General features: G+C 41.8%; 23 protein-coding genes. 13 read left to right on the top strand and 10 right to left on the bottom strand.

Annotated features, from left to right (window positions below; translation table 11 throughout):
- Positions 1-17: 17 nt before the first annotated feature.
- The 8 genes from N7974_RS04300 to N7974_RS04265 all read right to left on the bottom strand — a co-directional run bounded on the left by N7974_RS04300 (position 18) and on the right by N7974_RS04265 (position 5,563).
- A complete protein-coding gene (locus tag N7974_RS04300) occupies positions 18-1,133 on the bottom strand; it encodes a LysM peptidoglycan-binding domain-containing protein (protein WP_262964419.1) in 1,116 nt (371 codons plus the stop codon).
- Between the two features lie 194 nt (positions 1,134-1,327).
- Positions 1,328-1,888 (bottom strand): hypothetical protein, encoded by a 561-nt coding sequence (locus N7974_RS04295; RefSeq protein ID WP_262964418.1) that lies wholly within the window; start codon positions 1,886-1,888, stop codon positions 1,328-1,330.
- Between the two features lie 36 nt (positions 1,889-1,924).
- Positions 1,925-2,098 (bottom strand): hypothetical protein, encoded by a 174-nt coding sequence (locus N7974_RS04290; RefSeq protein ID WP_262964417.1) that lies wholly within the window; start codon positions 2,096-2,098, stop codon positions 1,925-1,927.
- Positions 2,099-2,217: 119 nt separating this feature from the next.
- Complete coding sequence (locus N7974_RS04285; RefSeq protein WP_262964416.1) at positions 2,218-3,144, bottom strand: hypothetical protein; 927 nt, start codon at positions 3,142-3,144, stop codon at positions 2,218-2,220.
- A gap of 233 nt (positions 3,145-3,377) precedes the next feature.
- Positions 3,378-3,968, bottom strand: a complete 591-nt coding sequence (locus N7974_RS04280; protein ID WP_262964415.1) for a winged helix-turn-helix transcriptional regulator — start codon at positions 3,966-3,968, stop codon at positions 3,378-3,380.
- Between the two features lie 3 nt (positions 3,969-3,971).
- Positions 3,972-4,367, bottom strand: coding sequence for a hypothetical protein (locus N7974_RS04275; protein ID WP_262964414.1), 396 nt, complete (start codon positions 4,365-4,367; stop codon positions 3,972-3,974).
- Positions 4,367-4,711, bottom strand: a complete 345-nt coding sequence (locus N7974_RS04270) for a hypothetical protein (RefSeq protein ID WP_262964413.1) — start codon at positions 4,709-4,711, stop codon at positions 4,367-4,369. Before N7974_RS04270 ends, N7974_RS04275 begins: the two co-directional genes overlap by 1 nt.
- Positions 4,712-4,894: 183 nt before the next feature.
- Positions 4,895-5,563, bottom strand: a complete 669-nt coding sequence (locus N7974_RS04265; protein ID WP_262964412.1) for a recombinase family protein — start codon at positions 5,561-5,563, stop codon at positions 4,895-4,897.
- A gap of 192 nt (positions 5,564-5,755) precedes the next feature.
- Here N7974_RS04265 and N7974_RS04260 point away from each other — a divergent pair, with 192 nt between their 5' ends.
- Positions 5,756-5,986, top strand: a complete 231-nt coding sequence (locus N7974_RS04260) for a hypothetical protein (RefSeq protein WP_262964411.1) — start codon at positions 5,756-5,758, stop codon at positions 5,984-5,986.
- A gap of 177 nt (positions 5,987-6,163) precedes the next feature.
- Here N7974_RS04260 and N7974_RS04255 read toward each other — a convergent pair whose 3' ends face one another.
- Positions 6,164-7,885 (bottom strand): site-specific integrase, encoded by a 1,722-nt coding sequence (locus N7974_RS04255; protein ID WP_262964410.1) that lies wholly within the window; start codon positions 7,883-7,885, stop codon positions 6,164-6,166.
- 151 nt (positions 7,886-8,036) lie between these two features.
- Here N7974_RS04255 and def point away from each other — a divergent pair, with 151 nt between their 5' ends.
- The 12 genes from def (at position 8,037) to N7974_RS04195 (ending at position 18,295) form a co-directional block, all read left to right on the top strand.
- Complete coding sequence (gene def, locus N7974_RS04250; RefSeq protein WP_262964409.1) at positions 8,037-8,543, top strand: peptide deformylase; 507 nt, start codon at positions 8,037-8,039, stop codon at positions 8,541-8,543.
- Between the two features lie 2 nt (positions 8,544-8,545).
- Complete coding sequence (gene fmt / locus N7974_RS04245) at positions 8,546-9,514, top strand: methionyl-tRNA formyltransferase (protein WP_262964408.1); 969 nt, start codon at positions 8,546-8,548, stop codon at positions 9,512-9,514.
- Positions 9,507-10,793 (top strand): 16S rRNA (cytosine(967)-C(5))-methyltransferase RsmB, encoded by a 1,287-nt coding sequence (rsmB, locus tag N7974_RS04240; protein ID WP_262964407.1) that lies wholly within the window; start codon positions 9,507-9,509, stop codon positions 10,791-10,793. Before fmt ends, rsmB begins: the two co-directional genes overlap by 8 nt.
- Positions 10,794-11,342: a DUF4390 domain-containing protein gene (locus N7974_RS04235; protein WP_262964406.1), complete on the top strand. Its 549-nt coding sequence runs from the start codon at positions 10,794-10,796 to the stop codon at positions 11,340-11,342.
- A complete protein-coding gene (locus N7974_RS04230; RefSeq protein ID WP_262964405.1) occupies positions 11,324-13,471 on the top strand; it encodes a sensor histidine kinase in 2,148 nt (715 codons plus the stop codon). Before N7974_RS04235 ends, N7974_RS04230 begins: the two co-directional genes overlap by 19 nt.
- 16 nt (positions 13,472-13,487) lie before the next feature.
- On the top strand, positions 13,488-14,846 hold the full coding sequence (locus tag N7974_RS04225; RefSeq protein ID WP_262964404.1) for a sigma-54-dependent transcriptional regulator: 1,359 nt from the start codon (positions 13,488-13,490) through the stop codon (positions 14,844-14,846).
- 247 nt (positions 14,847-15,093) lie between these two features.
- The gene (gene rplM / locus N7974_RS04220; protein ID WP_262964403.1) at positions 15,094-15,522 is read left to right on the top strand and encodes a 50S ribosomal protein L13; all 429 of its coding nucleotides are present in this window, start codon (positions 15,094-15,096) and stop codon (positions 15,520-15,522) included.
- A gap of 11 nt (positions 15,523-15,533) precedes the next feature.
- On the top strand, positions 15,534-15,926 hold the full coding sequence (rpsI, locus tag N7974_RS04215) for a 30S ribosomal protein S9 (protein ID WP_243219792.1): 393 nt from the start codon (positions 15,534-15,536) through the stop codon (positions 15,924-15,926).
- Between the two features lie 284 nt (positions 15,927-16,210).
- Entirely contained in the window at positions 16,211-16,972 is a 762-nt protein-coding gene (minC, locus tag N7974_RS04210; protein WP_262964402.1) for a septum site-determining protein MinC, read from the top strand.
- Positions 16,973-16,988: 16 nt separating this feature from the next.
- Positions 16,989-17,798, top strand: coding sequence for a septum site-determining protein MinD (minD, locus tag N7974_RS04205; protein WP_262964401.1), 810 nt, complete (start codon positions 16,989-16,991; stop codon positions 17,796-17,798).
- Positions 17,798-18,064, top strand: a complete 267-nt coding sequence (gene minE, locus N7974_RS04200; RefSeq protein WP_243219789.1) for a cell division topological specificity factor MinE — start codon at positions 17,798-17,800, stop codon at positions 18,062-18,064. The genes minD and minE overlap by 1 nt, the downstream gene beginning before the upstream one ends.
- 33 nt (positions 18,065-18,097) lie before the next feature.
- On the top strand, positions 18,098-18,295 hold the full coding sequence (locus N7974_RS04195) for a winged helix-turn-helix domain-containing protein (RefSeq protein WP_262964489.1): 198 nt from the start codon (positions 18,098-18,100) through the stop codon (positions 18,293-18,295).
- Positions 18,296-18,441: 146 nt separating this feature from the next.
- Here the strand turns inward: N7974_RS04195 and N7974_RS04190 are convergent, their stop codons facing one another.
- Complete coding sequence (locus tag N7974_RS04190) at positions 18,442-19,785, bottom strand: PepSY-associated TM helix domain-containing protein (RefSeq protein WP_262964400.1); 1,344 nt, start codon at positions 19,783-19,785, stop codon at positions 18,442-18,444.
- Positions 19,786-19,985: the final 200 nt, after the last annotated feature.

Here is a 19,985-nt window from a genome sequence, read left to right as displayed (position 1 = left end):
TGATTGCGTATTTATATTCAGGGTGTTTTAACTTTATCTAAAATGTGAATGGCCTGAGTCGCTTTCATCACCAGAGCGTAACTGACACGCTCAAAGGGGCGAAATACCATCAGGGTGCCGGCAATTTCATCGGGTAGCTTAACGACGTCGTTTTTAATGGTGCTGTACGGGTCATTAATACTTTTACCTGTTCTGTAGATGGCCAGTTCATGGCCAGCAAGAATACCGTCTTTGGTGCCTTTGTCTATAACGACGATGTTATAAAGTCCTATTTGAGAAACTCCCCCAAGCACGCTAATGAGGCTGCCATTAATGCTTTTTTCGGGAGGCCTTGGAAAATAATTTAAGGTAACCTCGTCTTCATTTTTTGGCATGGCCCGGTCACCTTTGCGAATTTCACTGTTTGATTTAGTGATGGATAACGTCGCCGGGTCTCCTGGCTTTTGCACAATGGTATCGGCGATATATTTCGCATCATACCCCAGAATTTCTCCGGTATCAGGGCTGACATAGGTATCTCCCGCTCGATAAATAGTGTATGACCGATTTTCTGGTTGAGTTATCGAGCGTACGTACACTTTATCGCCAGCTCCTGCAATGAGATGTTCACCTGCAAAATCAATGATATAAGGTGCATTATTGAGTTCGTTTTCGGTGACCACTTTGGGTGAGGTTAAAAATTGCGCTATAGACTCGGCGGGAATTAAGTTAATTGCTTGTTTAATAACCGTTTCCCGAATGCAAGGTAATAATTTTCCTGTTTCGGAAACATTAAATTTGGTCCGACCGTTTTTAACATCATCCTCGCCAAGAACGCAGGTCGAATCAACCCCGTATTGAGCTTGTTGTGCATTTCTGGACAAGTCAAGTTGCGGCCTGCCATTGACGATGGAAAAATAAATAGTATCACCTGGATAAATCAGCTGCGGATTTTTTATCTGAGCGTTGTTATTCCATAGTTCAGGCCATTGCCAAGGCTGGTTTAAAAACTTACCGGAGATGTCCCACAAAGTATCACCTTTCACAACGGTATATTGATCCGGGTGAGCAGGGTTTATTTGTATTTCTTCTGCCCATGTATTTATACTAATTAAAGAAATATTCATTAATACAAAAAGTGTTCGAAGAGCCATATTAATACCTGGAGAGTCTTTTTTAGCTGTTATGGATTCAAAGTTTATATGAATTACTATAGGATTCTGGTATTTCACTAAGTTATTGTTTTTTATGGATAAAAAGTTAACTCTTTTGGTGAAGTGTATCACCTAAATGGTGGTGATTGATGTCACTATTCTGGCATCAAGTTTTGAAGGTTACAAGCGAGAAATTAAAAGGCAATGTCTTCCATATCGGCAAATTCAAGTTTTTGTAATTCCCATTTAACTTGTTGCTCTACGTCCTCCCATCTATCAAGTAATATTTTTAACACGCTTTCTACTTCTGGCTCCCCCCAATCATCGCCTGCGAGGGCTAGGTCTGTTTCTGACATTTCATCCATCTCTATTGCATTTCCAATACGCTCCGCAATCACCCATGCATCTATTTCGTCTGCTTCGCCGTCAGCGATATATTCAGCGATATATTCAGCAACAAGACCGGCAAGACCTACAAGGACGCGCCAATTTTCCGGCACTGGCAACATTCGCAGTCTTGATTTAACATCGTCACTGTAGTTCGTTTGCCCCGGCTCGATAAACATTTTACATCGACCACTAAACAAACGTTCGTTGTCCCAATCGCGCGGGATTGATAGGGGGATACGCCGTATCTCAATTTCGCCAACCCCACCAAAGCATGAATATATGACATGGTGTCCAACTTCATGAAAGCACATTGATTTTTTTACTTTCTCTTCAATTTCTTTTAACTGGCTTTCGTTTAGATTCAAGATTTACACCTCTAAGTTGTAAAAATATTTTAAAGACTATAAGCGAGAAATTAACAGGCAAGCGCTATCTGCCTGCACAGTTTGTGCTTTGCCGATGGTAGGGTGATCGATTGTGTGACTTAATAATAAACCCTGATCAATCGTGGCGGTAATGGTTGCCGCCTCTAACAGGTCGCAAAGTTCAGCGAGGGTAATTATTTGGGTTTTCATGGCTTTTAAGTCCTTATTTGATTTTTAGAGGACTTACTGTAGCTGAGTAATTCAATACTTACAAGATAAACATTTTTGGTGTTAACGATATAAAACCCCAGCAAAAACAATAAGATAAGTCAGTACTTACTTACTTTATATTGCTGTAGAAACCGGTTGTAATAGTCTTCTGTGTGCTTAATGAGGGGCTGTGTCGCCGCAACTATTTTGTTTAAGCCGTTATATTCCATCTTGGTTAAACCTATCTCCTTGAGGTTGTAATCTGCCCAGTTTAGATCGGTAAATAAAGCACTACGTTCTTGTGATACCTTAACCCTTTTATTAAAGCGGTTTCTGTAACACCCATGCTTTTCTCTGGCGGTCATTTTTCCATTAAGTTTATAAATTGCTTTTTGTACCGCGTCCTCTTCATCCTGTCTTATCAGGAATGCACCTTGATAATGTGGTTGTCCTCTTCCGGCTGTCTCAAATGCAAACCAAAAGGCTACTTTATTATCCTTTGGACGCTTTAGGGCTTCGCTTAAGGCTTTTTGTAGTCTATCCCTGATAAAGTCTACTCTTAATAGTTTTTGTTGCTTAAAAGCGGCTGTGAGGGCTTTTGACTCGTTAAATACAAAAGGTGTGAGCCTGTAATTATTATTTGAAGAGCTTTCAAGCTCCGATAAAGCAAGTTGGTAAAAGTATGGCTTTAAATCTTTATCAAGATTTTTCCACGCCGAAAATTTTAATTTTATACCGGTGTCTTTATCGTCTTCTTTAGCGTAAATGAATACTGATTCTGGTAGGTGTTTTACTAAGTTTTCTATGTCGTGTGAAGGTGTATTAAATCTATATACTAACCCCCCTTGATATTCTGCCAATGCTAGGTCTTTCACATCCCTTATGCCGCGCTGGATGGAGCGGGTTTTTTCTCGCCTATTTTTAGGGCAATTCTCGTGTGAATTTTCCCATTTTTTACTGCTTTTATTGTTTTCTCTGATCGCCATTTTTATCTTGGTAATGGCGATAACATCACGGGGTATTCTGTTATCGTTTAGGTTGTTCATGGTGGTATAATATGCTTGCTGTCTGTAAGAGGGTTGCTGAATAAAGCCGGTTTAGTGGTTGTCGCCACTGTAATGACCGGCTTTTTTGTATGTTTTTTTCCCAGATTTTTACATTTTGAAATCAATATGGGTCGATTCACTAGCTATATTCGGTGCTCTACCCCTCCTTCTAAGGGTCTACCTTGCTTTTTGTAAGGTCTTTATAAGGTCGTCGTTAAGTCAGTGCTTACCTATCAATCTTCTATGATGTCGGTATCATCAAGATCGGCATAGCATGTTGGCGAATCTAACCCGCTTGCTTCAAGTTGCTGTTGCCTCATTGTTTCGATGTCATCACCGGTTAACTCTGAGATAAATAAATCGGGCAATGATTCCTGTTCCACTGGCTGATTGTCTATCTGTAGCGTTACCCTTAAAAGCTTCTGAGATAATGTTAGGCTTGTTGCCAATGCCGCGATACTTCTAGCTTTCATGCTGGCTGGGCTATCTTCGAGCATGACCGCTTCAAGGCAAACGGCTATTGACTCGCGCAGGCGTTGCGCCTGATTCAGATCATCCAATAAGCTGGCGCTTATTTCTCTTTTGAGACTATCGACAAATGAACCATCTTGTAATAGTTCTACCCTAGCAATACTGACAGCGGTTGAAGTCAAAGCGCCCTTATCTGTCCCCAGCTTCTTAAAATGGCGTTGTAATGTGCTGGGGCTAATGCCCGTCTTGCTGGCAATGCTTGCCAAAGAATACCCAGCATCCCTGAGAACGATAGCGCCCTTTATATCCAGCGTTGTTTTAACAGTGCGTTTAATGGCTATCTTGGCTGGCATGGCTTAGTGGATCGCATGGGTAATGGCAAGCATTAGCACCGGTTCAATGTTGGTTTCAAACCATGCTATAACGTCCCCCTCGTTGAAAGATATGGCAAAGCTTTTGCCTCGTGGCGACCTATGGCAGGGTAACGCGCCAAACTTGCGAGAGCCGCGTTTAAACCCTCTAGCTATGGCGGCTGGTGTCCACTGCTCTCTAATCATCTCGTCAACCAAGCCCCTGTAATCCCTATCTTGATCGGGCAAGGCATTGGCGGTTAAAACGGCTTGGTGTAACCTTTCAATCAGGCGCACACAGTTAGCCTTCGAAAGATTATAGGGCTTGGCGGTAAACAGATCGTCTTCGACAATAGGCAAGTTTAAATACTTTGAGCTTGTGGTGGGTGTTTTGATAATCATTAGATTGTTTCCTTTGGTAAATAGTCAGCAATATCTGTTAGTGGTTGTTCTCGATTATCTATGTAAAAGCGCTGTATTTCTTCAAGTGAACCGCCGGCGTCCTTGATGTTCATTGCCGCAAAATATGTGCTTACCCTACGTTTGATCGAATGCTCTGTAATGCTTTGTAATATGCCGGTAACTGTTTTTGTGCCCTCTGAGGCTTCGACAAGCGCATCAAGCCACGCTCCAACCTCTTTGCTAATGGTTACAGTAAATTGCTTGCCACCGGATGCTTTTAATTTATCTCGTTGGCGTTGCTTTTTTTCCGCGTCTGTTAGCGGTTGTTTTTTTAACTTTTCCATGACATTCCATAACTAATTGATATTATAGACAATTATATAATAAATAACGACAAGTCACCAGCTAATATTACATGAAATAATTAACCATTTAAGTTGTGATTCCCCAGCTCATAAATTACAGACAAGCATAAAAAAAAGCCACTGATTAAGTGGCTTATTGAGTACGGGATAGGGCTTGGTTAACTATGCGCGTTTTAAAATATTTGTCACTGTTGACGCATACCATTTACCTCCGCGCCTTGTTTTAACGCCCATGTTGTTGAGCTTTGCCGCGATAGCTGGAAGAGAGTCACCCTGATTTCTACACTGTTGAATAGTGTCTATGACGGTCTTGGCAAAAGTTGACGCTTCATGCCTGTTAGTAGCATTCGATTTTTCCCGCGCTTCGTCTAAATTGGTTCGGTTGCCTAGCGGTAATCTAGTTGGATCTTTTTTAATGATAGCCAACGCGGCTTTGGTTCGTTCACTGATAAGGTTACGCTCTTTTTCTGATAGAGCCGCGTACAAGTGCATCATGAAGGGGTCGGCATCTTTACCGAGTTGAGCCACAATAAATGGAACTTTGGTTTCCATCAGGCTTGATATGAAAGCCACGTTTCTACTTAGGCGGTCAAGCTTGGCGACAACTAAGTGAGCGCCTATTTTTTTAGCATGTTTTAACGCTTCTGCTAATTGCGGTCTTTTATCCAAAGCATTAGAACCTTTGCCGGTTTCGGTTTCTTCATAGTGGGCGATAACTTCGATATTTTCAGTTTGGCAAAACTCGGTAACTGAATCAAGTTGTGCTTTTAAGCCTAAACCTGATTTTCCCTGTTCGGCTGTTGATACCCTTGTGTAGATAATTGCTTTCATTAGTTTTGCCCTGTTGTGTTAACCTGTTACAAATTATAAACGGTCGTTTACATTTTGTAAAGCAAAGATTGCTGACATTGATTAGTGTAAGTATTTATACGTATATCGTTTATGTTTGAATTAAATTATTGTGGGGTGTGGTGCATCTATGAAAGCTTACCTACAAGTATGCAATAGCAAAGATACTTTTCAATGGATAAAATCGATCAGATAAAAGCGGTATTAGACCACGAACTTAAAAGTTCACTACCAAATGTAGGCATTGCATTTGGCGTTAAGCTTTTCAATGAGTTCAAGGCGCGTGGGTGGTTAACTATCGATATTGGGGGGGGGGGGGGGCTGAATTTATGTTTGGTGTGTATCAAGTGCCAGCTTGCTATAAAACACACGCTATATTTCAAACTTGGGGTATTCCAGAACTAGAATTTAAAATTTATTAGGAAAACGAACTGACGCGGTAAAGTTCGTTTAACCCCTGTTTACAGTGCAAAAAACCACTTTACTTTCATATACGGAAAGTAAAGTAGCCTGTAATCATTGGGCTGTAGCGTGTCGAGGGGTAAATACGGGGTAAAAAGTGAAAAAAACGGGGTTTTTAGGTTATTTCACCAACTTAAAAGGATGGTGTACTAAGCCGTAATCTATCTTATCAATCCATTCAACCAATGGGCCAATATCTGCATCCCGATGTCCACCAGTGCGGTAAACCTTAGAAGCCATTGTTGCGATAGAGTGCCCACAAAACGCCGCTACTATATCCCTGTCGCAACGCATATTTAAAAGTTTGGTGCTTAACGAATGTTTGAAGCTATGGAACACAACATCTTTACTTATAACGCCTGCATTACTGCTGTATTCGCCCCACCACTGGCTTTGTGGTCCAAAAGACTCTGGTCCATATTTTCCCACGTTCCGCCGTGCTGTCGGGAATAGCTCCTTTTCACCCTTTTGCAGTTGGTCGTTAATGTAATCAGTAAATCTAAGATCAATTAAGACTTTATGAATTGGAATAAGGCGTGGTCTGTAATCGTTTTTAAAGCGGCTGTCTCCGTCATCAGGATTCACGTTAAAATCTATAATCCAATGCTCTGAATCATCGAACGCTTTATGCTTGCGAATGTCGCTTAAATGAAGTTGGCATAGTTCGGACAAAGCCGCGCCTGTATATAACCCCAGCAATGGCAGCCAGTATTTAAAATTGGCATCGATACCACGAAACGAATTAAACCCCTTAACGTAATTTTCCCGACCTGAGTTATCATCTTGAAATAGGGCTTTAAGCTCATCTGGATTAAAGGCGCGTCTGTTTGATTCTGAACTAATACGCCTAGTTGCATGGTCAAACGCTTCTATTGCGTCCCCCAGCTCCTTTACGCGCTCCTCCGTCTTTATCCAGTTTAAGAACGCCCTTGCTATCTTGATGTCACCACCAATGGAACTTGGCGTTCTTGTTTCATAAGATGATGTATCGATATTGTCATCAAGCAACATTGATACCGTCAAGCCTAGCTTATTAAATCGTTTGGCTATCTGTCCATTTGAAAAGAAGCTCTTCGGAATAACATGTGCAATTTTAATATATTCCTTTGCACTGTCCCAATCAAACAACGCCGCCGGTTTGTCACAAACTAAAAGGAAAGGTCTTAAAATCCCTATCTTTTTTGATGTCGTGGTTGCTGTCCATCCATCTTTAACACCTTCGGTGGTTTGATACTTGACGTAATCAACAAAGTATTCTGATAATGTTTTAGGATTGATTAGTTTAGCTGGGGTAGCAGTTAACGCTGCTGGCGCGGAAATGGCTCTAAGTTGGGCTTGATGTATCTCTTCGGCACGTTTGTGCCTTGTTGTGCGGTCTTGTTTGGTTTCCTTTGGCTTCATCAAGTGATAAAGCTCTAGGTCTTTGTTATCGTCGCCGGTGTCTATAGTTACAAGTCGTCCAAGTTCATCATAAAAGGTTATGAAGTCTATTCTTGTATGATCTTCATCGACTTCCTTTGATACCGACTTATTAAACATTCCATCAACGAATTTTTCTTCCGCTTCCGCTTGTAGTTTGGTTTTGTCTGCAAGCAGTTCATCAATAATCTTTTTTGCTCTTTCTGATGTGTTATCTGACTTACTCATTAAATCGTCAACGATTTTTTCAAACTCGACTCGATACACCCGCGCTCTTTTAATGGCAAGTTTCCTGCTGTCAGTTTGTAGTGATCGCCGAACCTCCTTTTTATTGTCAAAGTGCTGTAGTAATGATTTTGGAATAATGAATCGGGCGTAATACATCCCGTGCGTATTCTTGCACATAAAGTTTGCACCGCTCATGTTTTTAGCCCTCTTGATGTACTAGGGTTATGTACCCCCTAAGTGTATCACCGCAAGAACTAACCCCTTAACCCCCAAGAACTATGGTGTTGACCAGATAAGACCCGTACTATAGAATTCCAGTATTCAATTATTTTTAGTGGAGAGTTTGTTGAGTATTTTAACTGTTCTCGAGTTTCCGGACGAGCGATTGCGCAAAAAAGCCGTAGTTGTAAAAACGGTCGATGATAAAATTAGAAAGTTAGTCGATGATATGCTTGAAACAATGTATCACTCGCATGGTGTAGGCTTGGCTGCTACGCAGATTGATGTACATCAACGGATTGTCGTTATTGATGTCAGTGAAGAAAAAGATGAGCCCTTATTCTTGATAAATCCTGAAATTATTGAAAAAGACGGTATTAAAGAGTCGGAAGAGGGCTGTCTTTCTGTGCCTGGTTTTTTTGAAAAGGTAAATCGGGCAGAACACATCAGGGTAAAAGCACTCAACAGGGATGGTCAGTCTTTTGAATTTGATGCAACGGAGTTATTGGCAGTTTGCGTGCAGCATGAAATTGATCATTTGAACGGAAAGTTGTTTGTTGATTATATTTCGCCCTTAAAAAGGCAGCGAATCAAGAAGAAGTTGGAAAAAATTCATAAAATGGACAATAGCTGAGTATGAAGATTATTTTTGCCGGAACTCCGGACTTTGCCGTACCCAGTTTGCAAATGTTGCTGGCTTCCAAACATGATATCTGTGCTATCTATACCCAGCCTGATCGACCAGCTGGCAGGGGACGGCAGTTACACGTAAGTCCCGTTAAGGCGTTGGCTTTAAAGCACGAAATCCCTGTATTTCAGCCCGTTAATCTCAAGATGGATGAAGATTTTCAGCAATTACTGTCACTCAATGCTGACCTGATAGTTGTGGTCGCTTATGGTGTGATTTTAACGCAAGCGGTATTGGATGTGCCCAGACTGGGTTGTATTAATGTTCATGGTTCATTGTTACCGCGTTGGCGAGGTGCTGCGCCCATTCAACGGGCATTAATCGCGGGTGACGAAAAAACCGGTGTGACCATTATGCAGATAGCGCTTAAGCTGGATGCGGGTGATATGTTGCACAAGGAAGAATATGTCATTGATGCTAAAGATACGGCTAGCAATTTACATGATAAATTAGCCCAATTGGGCGCGACAGGTTTGAGTAAAGTGCTGGTGGAAATGGAGGCAGGGGTTATTCACGCAGAGCCTCAAGATGAAAATTTGGTCACTTATGCCGAAAAGTTAACAAAAATTGAGGCGACCATTGATTGGATGCAACCAGCAAGTAGTCTGGCACTTAAAGTCAGAGGTTTAAATAGTTGGCCTGTCGCGCAGACACTTTATCAGGGTAATGTATTGCGAATCTGGCAAGCAGAAGCGATAGCGCTGGATACTGAATTAGAACCGGGTACGGTCAGTTGTAACAATAAAAATATGGATGTGGCAACCGGAAAAGGGCTGTTACGACTACATGAAGTTCAGCTTCCTGGAGGGAAACGTATATCGACTCAGGCCTTTTTAAATGCTCATGATATTAATGGCATCAAGCTTGGCAGTCGCTCCTGTATCCCCGCAGTTGTAGGTAGAACACCCGGTGAATAGTCGATTGGTCGCAGCGCGGGTATTGTCTCGCGTTATACAAGATGGGCAGTCCTTAACAGCGGCGCTGGATTCCGCTTTACAGACCATTGAGTCGAGTAAAGACAAGGCATTCATACAGGCTTTATGCTATGGCGTTTGTAGGACTTATCATCAATTGGATTTTATTTTAAGTCAATTACTGGATAAACCACTCAAAGATCAGGATGTTAAGGCCCTGGCTTTAGTCGGTTTATATCAGCTTAAATACATGCGGGTAAAACCTCATGCCGCTGTTTCCGAAACCGTGTTGGCAGCCCGAAAAAAACCATGGGCTAAAGCGCTGATAAATGCTTTGCTTCGACGTTATCTGAGAGAGCAAGAAGAGCTTGAGCAGAAAGCCAATAACGTGCAATTTGCAGCAGTGAGTCATCCTGACTGGCTTATCAAAAAAATTGAGCAGGATTGGCCGCAACAGGCGCAGCAAATTTTTCTGGAAAATAATCAGCAACCACCGATGACGTTACGTGTGAATTTGGCACATACCAGTCAGGATAAGTATTTACAGCAATTAAGCGACCAAGGTATAGGAGCAGTAGCGGTCAGTTTCTGTCCTTCGGCAATCATTCTGGATAAGCCGGTAGCTGTTGACCTGTTACCTGGCTTTGCAGACGGTATTGTCTCTGTTCAAGATGCCGCTGCGCAATTGGCGGCCGGGTTATTGGACGTTAAAGCGGGGCATCGGGTTTTGGATGTGTGCGCTGCGCCCGGCGGTAAAACAGCGCATATTTTGGAGCAGCAGGCGCAACTAAAAGAATTGGTGGCGGTTGATATTGATGAATTTCGCTTGCAGCGAGTTAGCGATAATTTGCAGCGCTTAAAGTTACCCGCCAAACTGGTGGTGGGCGATGCAGCAAATCCTCAAGAGTGGTGGGATGGTCAGTTTTTTGAACGCATTCTATTGGACGCGCCTTGTTCAGCATTGGGTGTTATTCGTCGTCATCCTGATATTAAGCTATTACGCAGAGCCGAGGACATCAAACCGTTACAGACTTTGCAGCAAAATATTCTGCGTGCTGTCTGGCCGTTATTAGCCCCTGGGGGAATAATGCTTTATGCGACCTGCTCCATTCTAAAGCAGGAAAATGAACAGCAAATTGAGGTGTTTTTAGCCGAGCATCCCGATGCAGTTGAGTTGTCTATTGATGCTGTTTGGGGTTTTTCCGGAAGTCATGGCCGGCAGATTATGACGGGTGAATCGGCAATGGATGGCTTTTATTATGCGCGTATCAGGAAACAATAAGTGCCATTGTTATGCTGCTTTATCATTGGACTGCTGCCCTTTTTAAGTTACGCCAACGAATTTACTGCAGAAGTCAAACAAGCCGGGATAACCTTGGAAGGTAATAGTTATGTGTTATCTGCAGACATTGTTTATCAGCTCAGCGAAAAAGCAAAAGAGGCGCTACACAATGGTGTGCCTTTGTTCTGGGATGTTCAAGTGAAAATACTGCAACACCGCGATATTGTCTGGGACAAAACGCTGGTCGATACGACGTTACGTTATCGTCTTCAATATCACGCTTTATTGAATATGTATCGGGTCAGAAATGAGGGCAGTGGTGAGATTTATAATTTTTCCATGCTGTCTGCAGCGCTGGATTTGATGTCTGCAGTGCGTGACTTTCGTGTGATGAGTAAGGTTGTACTCGCTCCTGAAAAACAGTATCTTTATGCCATGAAAGTCAGTTTTGATCGTGATGCGTTGCCTTTACCTTTGCGGACGATTACCTATATTGATCGGCAATGGTACTTATCCAGTGAATGGACACTATGGCCCCTAAAAAAATAAAACTCCCGGTTAATTTATCTGTTTTAGTCCTGTTTGGTCTAATTTTGTTGTCGTTGCAATTGATGAGTTCAGCCATGCAGGAATCATCACAGTTGAATGCAATGTATTCATGGCTGCTATTATTCAATGCTCTGGGTTCTGTTGTATTACTGATATTGGTCGGTGCCAATATATATTCGTTGATTCAGCATACCAAAAGACGTGAAGCGGGGTCGCGGTTAACCACCCGAATGGTATCCCTGTTTGTCGTTTTGGCTTTAGCGCCTGCCGTTATTGTGTTTTATTTTTCCATGCAATTTTTGCATCAAGGCATTGATAGCTGGTTTAATGTGGAAATAGATCGAGCCATGGAAGATGCGCTGGAGCTTAGTCAGTCTTCATTGGATCAACGTATGCGCTGGCATTTGAAGCAAATGCAGCAATTGACGCAAAGGTTGGAATATTCACCTGAAAACCTGGTGGTTCTGGAAATGGAAAATTTGCGCCAAATTTCCGGCGCTTCGGAGATGACTCTTTTTTCTCGTCAGGGTCGAATTATTGCGTCAAGTAGTATTAATCCTGGCGATATTTTGCCGAGTTTACCCGACGAGCATATCTGGTTGCAGTTACGTCAGAATTCTGTTTATGTCGCTTTGGCACCGATACATGAAGAAGAATTGATGATTCGTGTTATTGTTAAGGTTAAAACGCAGGAGCCGCAATATTTACAAGCGTTATATCCTGTTCCGGTAAGAATTGCGGATTTGGCGGATTCAGTCGAATTTGCTTTCGTCCGTTATCAGGAAATGAATTATCTAAGAAACTCATTAAAAATGAGTTTCTCGTTGGCGCTTTCATTAGTCTTGTTAATGAGCTTATTGGCAGCAATATGGGTGGCCTTTATTAGCATCCGTAATATTACCGCGCCAGTAAAAGAGCTGGTTAAAGGTACACAAGCTGTGGCTTCCGGGCATTATGATCAGCAGTTACCGGTTATGGCGCAGGATGATCTGGGTTTCCTGGTTGAATCATTTAATGAGATGACTCACCGTATTGCTGTGGCTCGTGATGAGACCAGAAAAGTTGGTTTTGAAGTGGAAAATCAACGGGCTTATCTGGAAACAATTCTGGCGAATTTAACGGCCGGTGTAATTAGTTTTGATGCGTTGTATAAGATTCGTACGGCAAACCAGGCTGCTTACCGAATATTTCATATTCATGTTAATCAGTTTATTGGGCGCACTTTATTGGAGCTTGTGCAGAACTATTCCGAGTTGGCAGAGCCGCTAAAATCAATTCAGCGATTAGTAGAGCAGGCTGATGATATCTGGCAGCAACGGATTGCTTTTTTAGGCCCTAATGGTCGGCAGGAGTTGTTGTGCCGAGGGACGCCGCTATTCTCGCAAGAAGGTTTTTGCGTTGGCGCTGTAGTTGTTTTTGATGATGTGACTGATTTGATCCAGGCTCAGAAGAATGCTGCCTGGGGCGAAGTCGCCCGGCGCTTGGCTCATGAGATTAAAAATCCGTTAACGCCTATTCAATTATCGGCAGAAAGATTACAGCATAAGTTGGCTGATAAGCTGGAGCCTGTTGACGCTGATATTTTGCAACGGTCAACAAAAATTATCGTACAGCAGGTTGAAGCGATGAAAGAAATGGTCGATGATTTTTCTGAATATGCGAAACCTTCCAAAAAGCAGACCGTAGATATTGATTTACCGAGCCTGGTTCAGGAGGTATTGGCGCTTTATGCATTAAAATCAGAAGTGAAATTTAAAGCCGATTATGAGACCGGCTTACTGATGATTAATGGTGATCCGGTTAGTATAAGGCAGGTGCTTCATAACCTGATAAAAAATGCTTTGGAAGCTATCGGTGCTCATGGGTTGATTGAAATAAGTCTGCACAGGGTACAGAAAAACAACACCGATTTTATAGAAATAGCGCTTTATGATGATGGGCCGGGTATTAAAGAAGGTCAAATGGAGAAAATTTTTGAGCCTTATGTGACAACTAAAGCTAAAGGTACTGGTCTGGGGTTGGCGATCGTGAAAAAAATAATTGAAGAACATGGCGGTGCAATCTGGATTGACACGAGTCGTAAGGTGGGTGCGGGTTTTATAATCCAGCTCCCTGCATGTAACTCTTAAATAGCTGTAAAACATTATGAATGTAAACACACCGCGTATTTTAGTTGTAGATGATGAGCCGGATATTCGCAGGTTGGTTTGCGAAATACTTGAAGATGAAGGCTATCAAGTTGCTATGGCTGAAAATGCAAGTACTGCCCGAGAATTAAAAAAATCCCAACAACCTAATTTGATATTACTCGATATCTGGATGCCCGATACGGATGGTATTACTTTGTTAAAAGAATGGGTTGATGAGGATTCCATGTTGTGTCCTGTAGTCATGATGTCTGGGCATGGCTCAGTAGAGGCAGCCGTTGAAGCGACCCGGTTGGGTGCTTATGATTTTCTTGAGAAGCCCTTGTCGCTGGCAAAATTATTATTGATTGTTGAAAGGGCATTGGAGGCAGGTAATCTCCAAATAGAAAATGCCGGTCTAAGAAAGCAACTGGTTGTTGATATTGAACCGATCGGCAAGAGCGCTACTGTAGCCAGAATTAAAGATCAGTTAAAGCGACTGGCTCAACATGATACCCGAGTACTATTTATCGGTGAGGCGGGTGTTGGTAAGGAGCTGTATGCGCGATATTTACATAACAACAGCACACATCGGAATGGTTCTTTTGTTGATGTCGCAGTAGGAAGTATATCGCCAGAAAATTCGGCAGTAGAGTTTTTTGGTAAAGAAAGTCAGGGTAAAATTTATCCTGGTTTATTGGAAAGGGCTCATAAAGGAACGCTGTTTCTAAGTGAAATAGCCGGTATGGACAAGGAAACCCAGTTAAGGTTGCTCAGCGCTCTGGAATCAAGTTCTTTTCTGCGCGTGGGCGGTAGTGAGGCTGTGCGCGTTGATGTCAGAGTGGTAGCATCAACCCGAATTACGATGGATGAGGAGGTTAAGTCCGGGAGATTCAGGCAGGATTTATATTATTTGCTTAATGAAGTTACTCTTAATATTCCGCCATTGAGTGAGCATAGCGAGGATGTGCCAGGATTGCTCAGTTTTTATGTTGATTATTTTGTTAATCAGGATAAGTTGCCTTTTCGAAAATTTTCTATGGCTACGCAGAATTTTTTACGTAATTATAGTTGGCGCGGTAATGTGCGGGAGTTAAAGAACCTGGTGCAGCGTTTAATGATTTTGGGTGTTGGTGAAGAAATAGAATTGGATGAAGTAAAGTCGGCATTGGGATCGGTAGTCAGTGATATCGTATCATCATCAGTTCCCGAGTTTTTCAATTTACCGTTAAAAGATGCACGAGATCATTTTGAAAAAGCTTATCTGGAATATCATTTTGAGCGTACAGGCGGTAGTGTTGCGAAGTTGTCAGCTGCCGTGGGGATGGAACGAACTCACCTTTATCGTAAATTACACTCGTTAAATATCAAGTTATAAATTGAGGATTAGTATATTTACAACTTGATTAAAGAGGCGGTAATACTATATAATTTAGAGGATAGATAGGTATGGATTAAACTTGTTTTTATCGTAATTTACATTCGATAATAAATAATAAAGTAGATGCAAAGATTTTTACATCCTGCTTCTCGTACCTAAATTATAAATAAACATTGAAAAAAAAGGCAATGTTTAGTAAAATTCTCGCTCTTTTATTGAGCCTTTAGAGAAAGACTAAGTAACGATGAAAACATTTAGTGCGAAAGCAGCAGAAGTTAAGCGCGATTGGTATGTAGTTGATGCAGATGGGAAGACGCTGGGTCGCCTTGCTTCTGAAATTGCACTCCGTCTTCGTGGCAAACACAAACCCGAATACACACCGCACGTTGATACCGGTGATTATATTATTGTTGTAAACGCAGAAAAAATCGGCGTTACCGGCAATAAAGAAAAAAATAAATTATATCAGCATCATACAGGTTATATTGGTAATCTGAAAACCGTTACCCTAGGTAAGCTAAGACAAACGTTCCCGGATCGTATTCTTACTACTGCGGTTAAAGGTATGTTACCAAACAATCCACTAGGCCGTGCAATGTTCAAGAAATTGAAAGTATATGCAGGACCTGAACACGATCATCAGGCCCAACAGCCAAAAGTTTTAGAATTATAAGCGAGTAGACCATGGCAGCAGCTCAGTATTACGGAACAGGTCGTCGTAAAAGTGCAATAGCACGCGTTTACGCAACATCAGGCACTGGAAAAATCACTATTAACAAAAAAACTATCGAAGACTATTTTGGTCGTAAAACCGATCAGATGGTTTCATGTCAACCACTTGAGTGTGTTGATATGGTAGCTAAATTCGATATCAATGTGATTGTTAAAGGTGGCGGTCCTTCTGGTCAGGCGGGTGCTATTCGTCATGGCTTGACACGTGCATTGATGGTATATGATGAAACATTGCGTCCAGCCCTAAGAAAAGCGGGTTTTGTGACTCGTGACTCGCGTATTGTAGAACGTAAAAAAGTTGGTTTGCATAAAGCCAGAAAACGTCCACAGTACTCGAAACGTTAAGCAGGTTATATCGTGACAGGTAGCATCAGTTACCCGTTATGAAATAAAAAGGGTCGCATTCGTAAGAATGTGGCCCTTTTTTATGAGTGAAATAAATAAAGATAGCGTAGTTAGTCTGGAATTAATTATTGCTGATCTTCTCATGCATTCAGTGATTTAATTATTATGGATGATAAAAAATCTATCTGTTTTTGTGTCATAGAATTAACTATTGGCACGTCGGGGATGATTTTTTTTATCAGCAATGCTAAAATTCAAAATCAATCATTAAGTAGATTTAACGGATGTCGATAGACCCTCAAAAAACACCTAATATGTCGCTCGCGTTAGAATTTAAGAGTAGTACTTTTTCAGTGCCTGTTTTAGTTTTATCTAGCGATGATTTGGTTGTTATCGAACAGCAGCTTCAAGAAAAAATCAATTTGGCTCCAGAGTTTTTTAGAAACTCGCCTTTAGTGCTGGACTTGCAGGAAATAAATAAACATAACTTCAATATTGATATTGTAGCGCTTGCCGATATTATTCGTCGATGTGGTTTATTTCCGATAGGGATACGTGGTGGCAACGTACAGCAGAATGAAAAGGCATTGGAGCAACGTATTCCTGTTTATGCCGGCCATAGTGACGGAGTATTGGCCGAAAATAAAAAGCAAAAAGCTATTGCTCCGGTTCCAGGGCCGAAAACAGACTCAGACATAGATATAGAGGTCATTACAACGACACTAATTACTCAGCCTATTCGCTCCGGGCAACGCATTTACACGGCAGGAGATTTGGTTATTTTATCTCAGGTTAGTGCGGGTGCAGAAATTATGGCCGAGGGTAATATCCATGTTTATAATACTTTAAGAGGTCGGGCTTTAGCGGGTGTGCGAGGGAATACTGAGGCACGGATTTTTTGTTTTGATTTACAGGCTGAGCTTATTTCTATTGCCGGTAATTATAAAGTCAGTGAGGATTTAAATGAATCCGTACGCAATAAGCCTGTTCAGATTTATTTACAAGACCAAGCATTAATTATTAAAGATATTGTGCAGCACCATTAACGTAGAGGAAAATTTCGTGCCAAGAATCATAGTCGTAACATCTGGTAAAGGCGGCGTTGGTAAAACAACAACCAGCGCTGCAATTGCCATGGGACTTGCAAAAAAAGGTCATAAAACAGCGGTCATTGACTTTGATGTGGGTTTGCGTAATCTGGATTTAATAATGGGCTGTGAGCGCCGCGTGGTTTATGACTTTGTTAATGTCATTAATGGAGAGGCGACGCTTAATCAGGCTTTGATTCGGGATAAGAACTGTAATTTACTTTACATACTGCCTGCTTCACAAACACGCGACAAAGACGCTTTAAGTCAAGAAGGTGTGGGTAGGGTTTTGGATGAGCTAAAAAAAGATTTCAAATATATAGTTTGTGATTCTCCTGCCGGTATTGAAAAAGGCGCTCATTTGGCCATGTATTTTGCCGATGATGCCTTTGTCGTAACCAATCCTGAAGTCTCTTCGGTGCGCGATTCGGACCGTATGCTGGGTATTTTAGCCAGTAAATCACGTCGGGCGGAGCAAAATGATGAGCCTATTAAAGAATATTTGCTATTAACCCGCTATTCGCCAGAAAGAGTAAAATTAGGTGAAATGCTTAGTGTCGATGATGTGCAGGATATTTTATCGCTGCATCTATTGGGCGTTATTCCTGAATCAAAATCAGTATTAAATGCATCAAATTCAGGTACACCTGTTATTCTTGATGAGAAAAGTGATGCTGGTCAAGCCTATGCAGATATTATTGCCCGCTATTTAGGTGAAAATAGACCACATCGTTTTATCGAGGATAAAAAAGGGTTTTTTAGGAAATTTTTCGGGAGCAGGTAATGAGTTTACTTGATTATTTTAGGTCATCTAAAGTTGGATCTGCATCCCTTGCAAAAGAAAGGCTGCAAATTCTGGTTGCTCATGAACGATCCTCGCTTAGTCAGCCGTCTTATCTTCCGCAATTACAAAAAGAATTGCTGGAAGTGATACAGAAGTACATTAACGTCGGGCAGGATGCTATTTCTGTTAGTTTTGAGCAGGATGAAAATCAGGAAACGCTTGAATTAAATATTGTACTGCCCGACCTTACTGCTAAAAAGACTTAACAACTTTAATTAATATACTACAGGTAACTTATGATGCTTAATTCAATTGGTGATGCCGCAGGTATAGTCTGGAAATATCTGGACCAAAATAAATCAGCCAGTGTAACTAAAATTACTAACGAAACTGGAATTAACAAAAATGATGTCCAGCGTTCAATTGGCTGGTTACTTAAAGAAGACAAGCTTGTCATTGAAGTCGTGGGTCGTACGGAAATATTGTCGTTGAAATAATATAGGTGAAAGGTGAAAGGCTTGTGTCTTTTGCCTTTCCCTGTCGTTTATCAGAAAGATTGTTGTTATTTTGAAAATTCCATAAATTTTCTAGTCTTAAGCCTACAAAAAATTTTCAGTTAGTAAAGTAATTGAGACTCAGCTTTTTAATTGTTTTTATCTATCTGTTTTTGTCGGTGTATTGCACGCAAGCATATCTGCTTGACCCAATCCAAAAGCTTATCATAGGCCATCTTAACATGCGGCGCATATTGCTTTGCTTTTTTGGCGAGCAAACGAATAAGCAGAAAAATACCTAAAATTGCTTGGTAGCTCATACCTTGCAGTCTATATAATAAAGGCAGTAATGCTGAAAAGTTCACCTTACGATCACGTACCCAGCCACTCCGGCATAACCATCTTAGTAAACCGCTGACATAAAGAGCGAAAAGACTAAGGCCTGCGAGAAACCAGATAAATCTGCCGGTAGTTCCCAAAGCTTCACCGGTATGTAATGGCCATATCCAGGTGGCAAAAAGCTCACCGTTCGAAAATTTGCCCGGATTTCTTACTTCCTTGATTTGGCCACTCCAGCGATCCACCCAGACTGTTGTAAAAGGATGTCGGTGATTAATCTCGCTGTTTTGTCGTAAGTTGATGCGGTAGATTCCGGTATCGCCCGCTGGCGTGGTAACTCGTCTGAGTTCTGCTTTTGGAAAGGGGCCATGCGCCACAAAAGATGCTGCGGCCAAGCCGGTAGGTCGATTATTGGGGATAGCTGTACTGGTAATGTTGCGGCCGGTTTGCCCGTGTTCCATGCCGGATGAGCCTGCCAGCGCTTCCAGTGCCGAAGGAAAGCTCAGTAGAGCGCCGGTAAATGCTAGTATTAACACGGCAACTGCGCTTAATAGTCCCAATAAGCGATGTATATCCAAGGCCAGCAGCATCATGCCTGCCTTGTATCGAACCGTTAAGGCTTGCTTTATTTCTTCTGTCCCAGGCCACCATAAATAAAGCCCCGTAGCACAAGAAACTATCAGTAATATTCCTGAGATTCCTGCTATATTCCAGCCAAATCGATCCAGTCTGAGTTGGGTATGTAAATCAAGTAACCAGGTTGTGGCAGTTTTCCCCCAAAAACGACTCATAACAACATCGCCGGTATAGGGGTTGACTGATACCATTAGTGGCGCATAAAGCTCGAAAAATGTCTCTGTGGGTTTATCGTACCAGGCTGTGATCATGCCTTTGGGTGATCTGGGCATTTCCAGGGTCCATGAGCCGTAACGGTTTGGATGTGCAGTTCGTACCGACGCCATAATCTTGTCCAGGGATTGATAGTTGCCTTGCGGTGCTTCGATAATCAATTGTGGATTTAATAGCTCATCCAGTTCTTCACGATAAATGCTAATACTGCCGGAAAGTCCCATTAGTGCAAAGAGAAAGCCGGCGCTTAGTGCAAGGTAAAGATGAATTTTAAGCCAGGTTGCCCGTGTGAGTAACCGTTGCATGAGGTTTTGCATGGAGTCTGATAGCGAGGAAAAAAATGAACATTATCCCATACTGCCTAGATTATTGTTTTATCAGATAATCTGATTTAGCTCTTCTTGTTATGGGGAGGCAAAGACCTTTTTAACGTTGATTTGTCAATGACATTAATGATGTCTGTGGAAAAGATTTAATCTCAAAATTATGTGTTTTATCTGTTTAT

The organism is Methylobacter psychrophilus, from assembly GCF_025583945.1.
In the GTDB taxonomy this organism is placed as follows: Bacteria; Pseudomonadota; Gammaproteobacteria; order Methylococcales; family Methylomonadaceae; genus Methylobacter_C; species Methylobacter_C psychrophilus.
The sequence above is the reverse complement of the archived record's forward strand: the minus strand, read 5'-3'. Positions and strand labels throughout refer to the sequence as shown.

Excerpts from the sequence above, each read along its gene's own strand:
- N7974_RS04300 (WP_262964419.1), bottom strand. The coding sequence starts at position 1,133 with ATGGCTCTTCGAACACTTTTTGTATTAATGAATATTTCTTTAATTAGT.
- N7974_RS04290 (WP_262964417.1), bottom strand. The coding sequence starts at position 2,098 with ATGAAAACCCAAATAATTACCCTCGCTGAACTTTGCGACCTGTTAGAG.
- N7974_RS04285 (WP_262964416.1), bottom strand. The coding sequence starts at position 3,144 with ATGAACAACCTAAACGATAACAGAATACCCCGTGATGTTATCGCCATT.
- N7974_RS04280 (WP_262964415.1), bottom strand. The coding sequence starts at position 3,968 with ATGCCAGCCAAGATAGCCATTAAACGCACTGTTAAAACAACGCTGGAT.
- N7974_RS04275 (WP_262964414.1), bottom strand. The coding sequence starts at position 4,367 with ATGATTATCAAAACACCCACCACAAGCTCAAAGTATTTAAACTTGCCT.
- N7974_RS04270 (WP_262964413.1), bottom strand. The coding sequence starts at position 4,711 with ATGGAAAAGTTAAAAAAACAACCGCTAACAGACGCGGAAAAAAAGCAA.
- N7974_RS04265 (WP_262964412.1), bottom strand. The coding sequence starts at position 5,563 with ATGAAAGCAATTATCTACACAAGGGTATCAACAGCCGAACAGGGAAAA.
- N7974_RS04260 (WP_262964411.1), top strand. The coding sequence starts at position 5,756 with ATGGATAAAATCGATCAGATAAAAGCGGTATTAGACCACGAACTTAAA.
- N7974_RS04255 (WP_262964410.1), bottom strand. The coding sequence starts at position 7,885 with ATGAGCGGTGCAAACTTTATGTGCAAGAATACGCACGGGATGTATTAC.
- fmt (WP_262964408.1), top strand. The coding sequence starts at position 8,546 with ATGAAGATTATTTTTGCCGGAACTCCGGACTTTGCCGTACCCAGTTTG.
- N7974_RS04230 (WP_262964405.1), top strand. The coding sequence starts at position 11,324 with ATGGCCCCTAAAAAAATAAAACTCCCGGTTAATTTATCTGTTTTAGTC.
- N7974_RS04225 (WP_262964404.1), top strand. The coding sequence starts at position 13,488 with ATGAATGTAAACACACCGCGTATTTTAGTTGTAGATGATGAGCCGGAT.
- rplM (WP_262964403.1), top strand. The coding sequence starts at position 15,094 with ATGAAAACATTTAGTGCGAAAGCAGCAGAAGTTAAGCGCGATTGGTAT.
- rpsI (WP_243219792.1), top strand. The coding sequence starts at position 15,534 with ATGGCAGCAGCTCAGTATTACGGAACAGGTCGTCGTAAAAGTGCAATA.
- minC (WP_262964402.1), top strand. The coding sequence starts at position 16,211 with ATGTCGATAGACCCTCAAAAAACACCTAATATGTCGCTCGCGTTAGAA.
- minE (WP_243219789.1), top strand. The coding sequence starts at position 17,798 with ATGAGTTTACTTGATTATTTTAGGTCATCTAAAGTTGGATCTGCATCC.
- N7974_RS04195 (WP_262964489.1), top strand. The coding sequence starts at position 18,098 with ATGCTTAATTCAATTGGTGATGCCGCAGGTATAGTCTGGAAATATCTG.
- N7974_RS04190 (WP_262964400.1), bottom strand. The coding sequence starts at position 19,785 with ATGCAACGGTTACTCACACGGGCAACCTGGCTTAAAATTCATCTTTAC.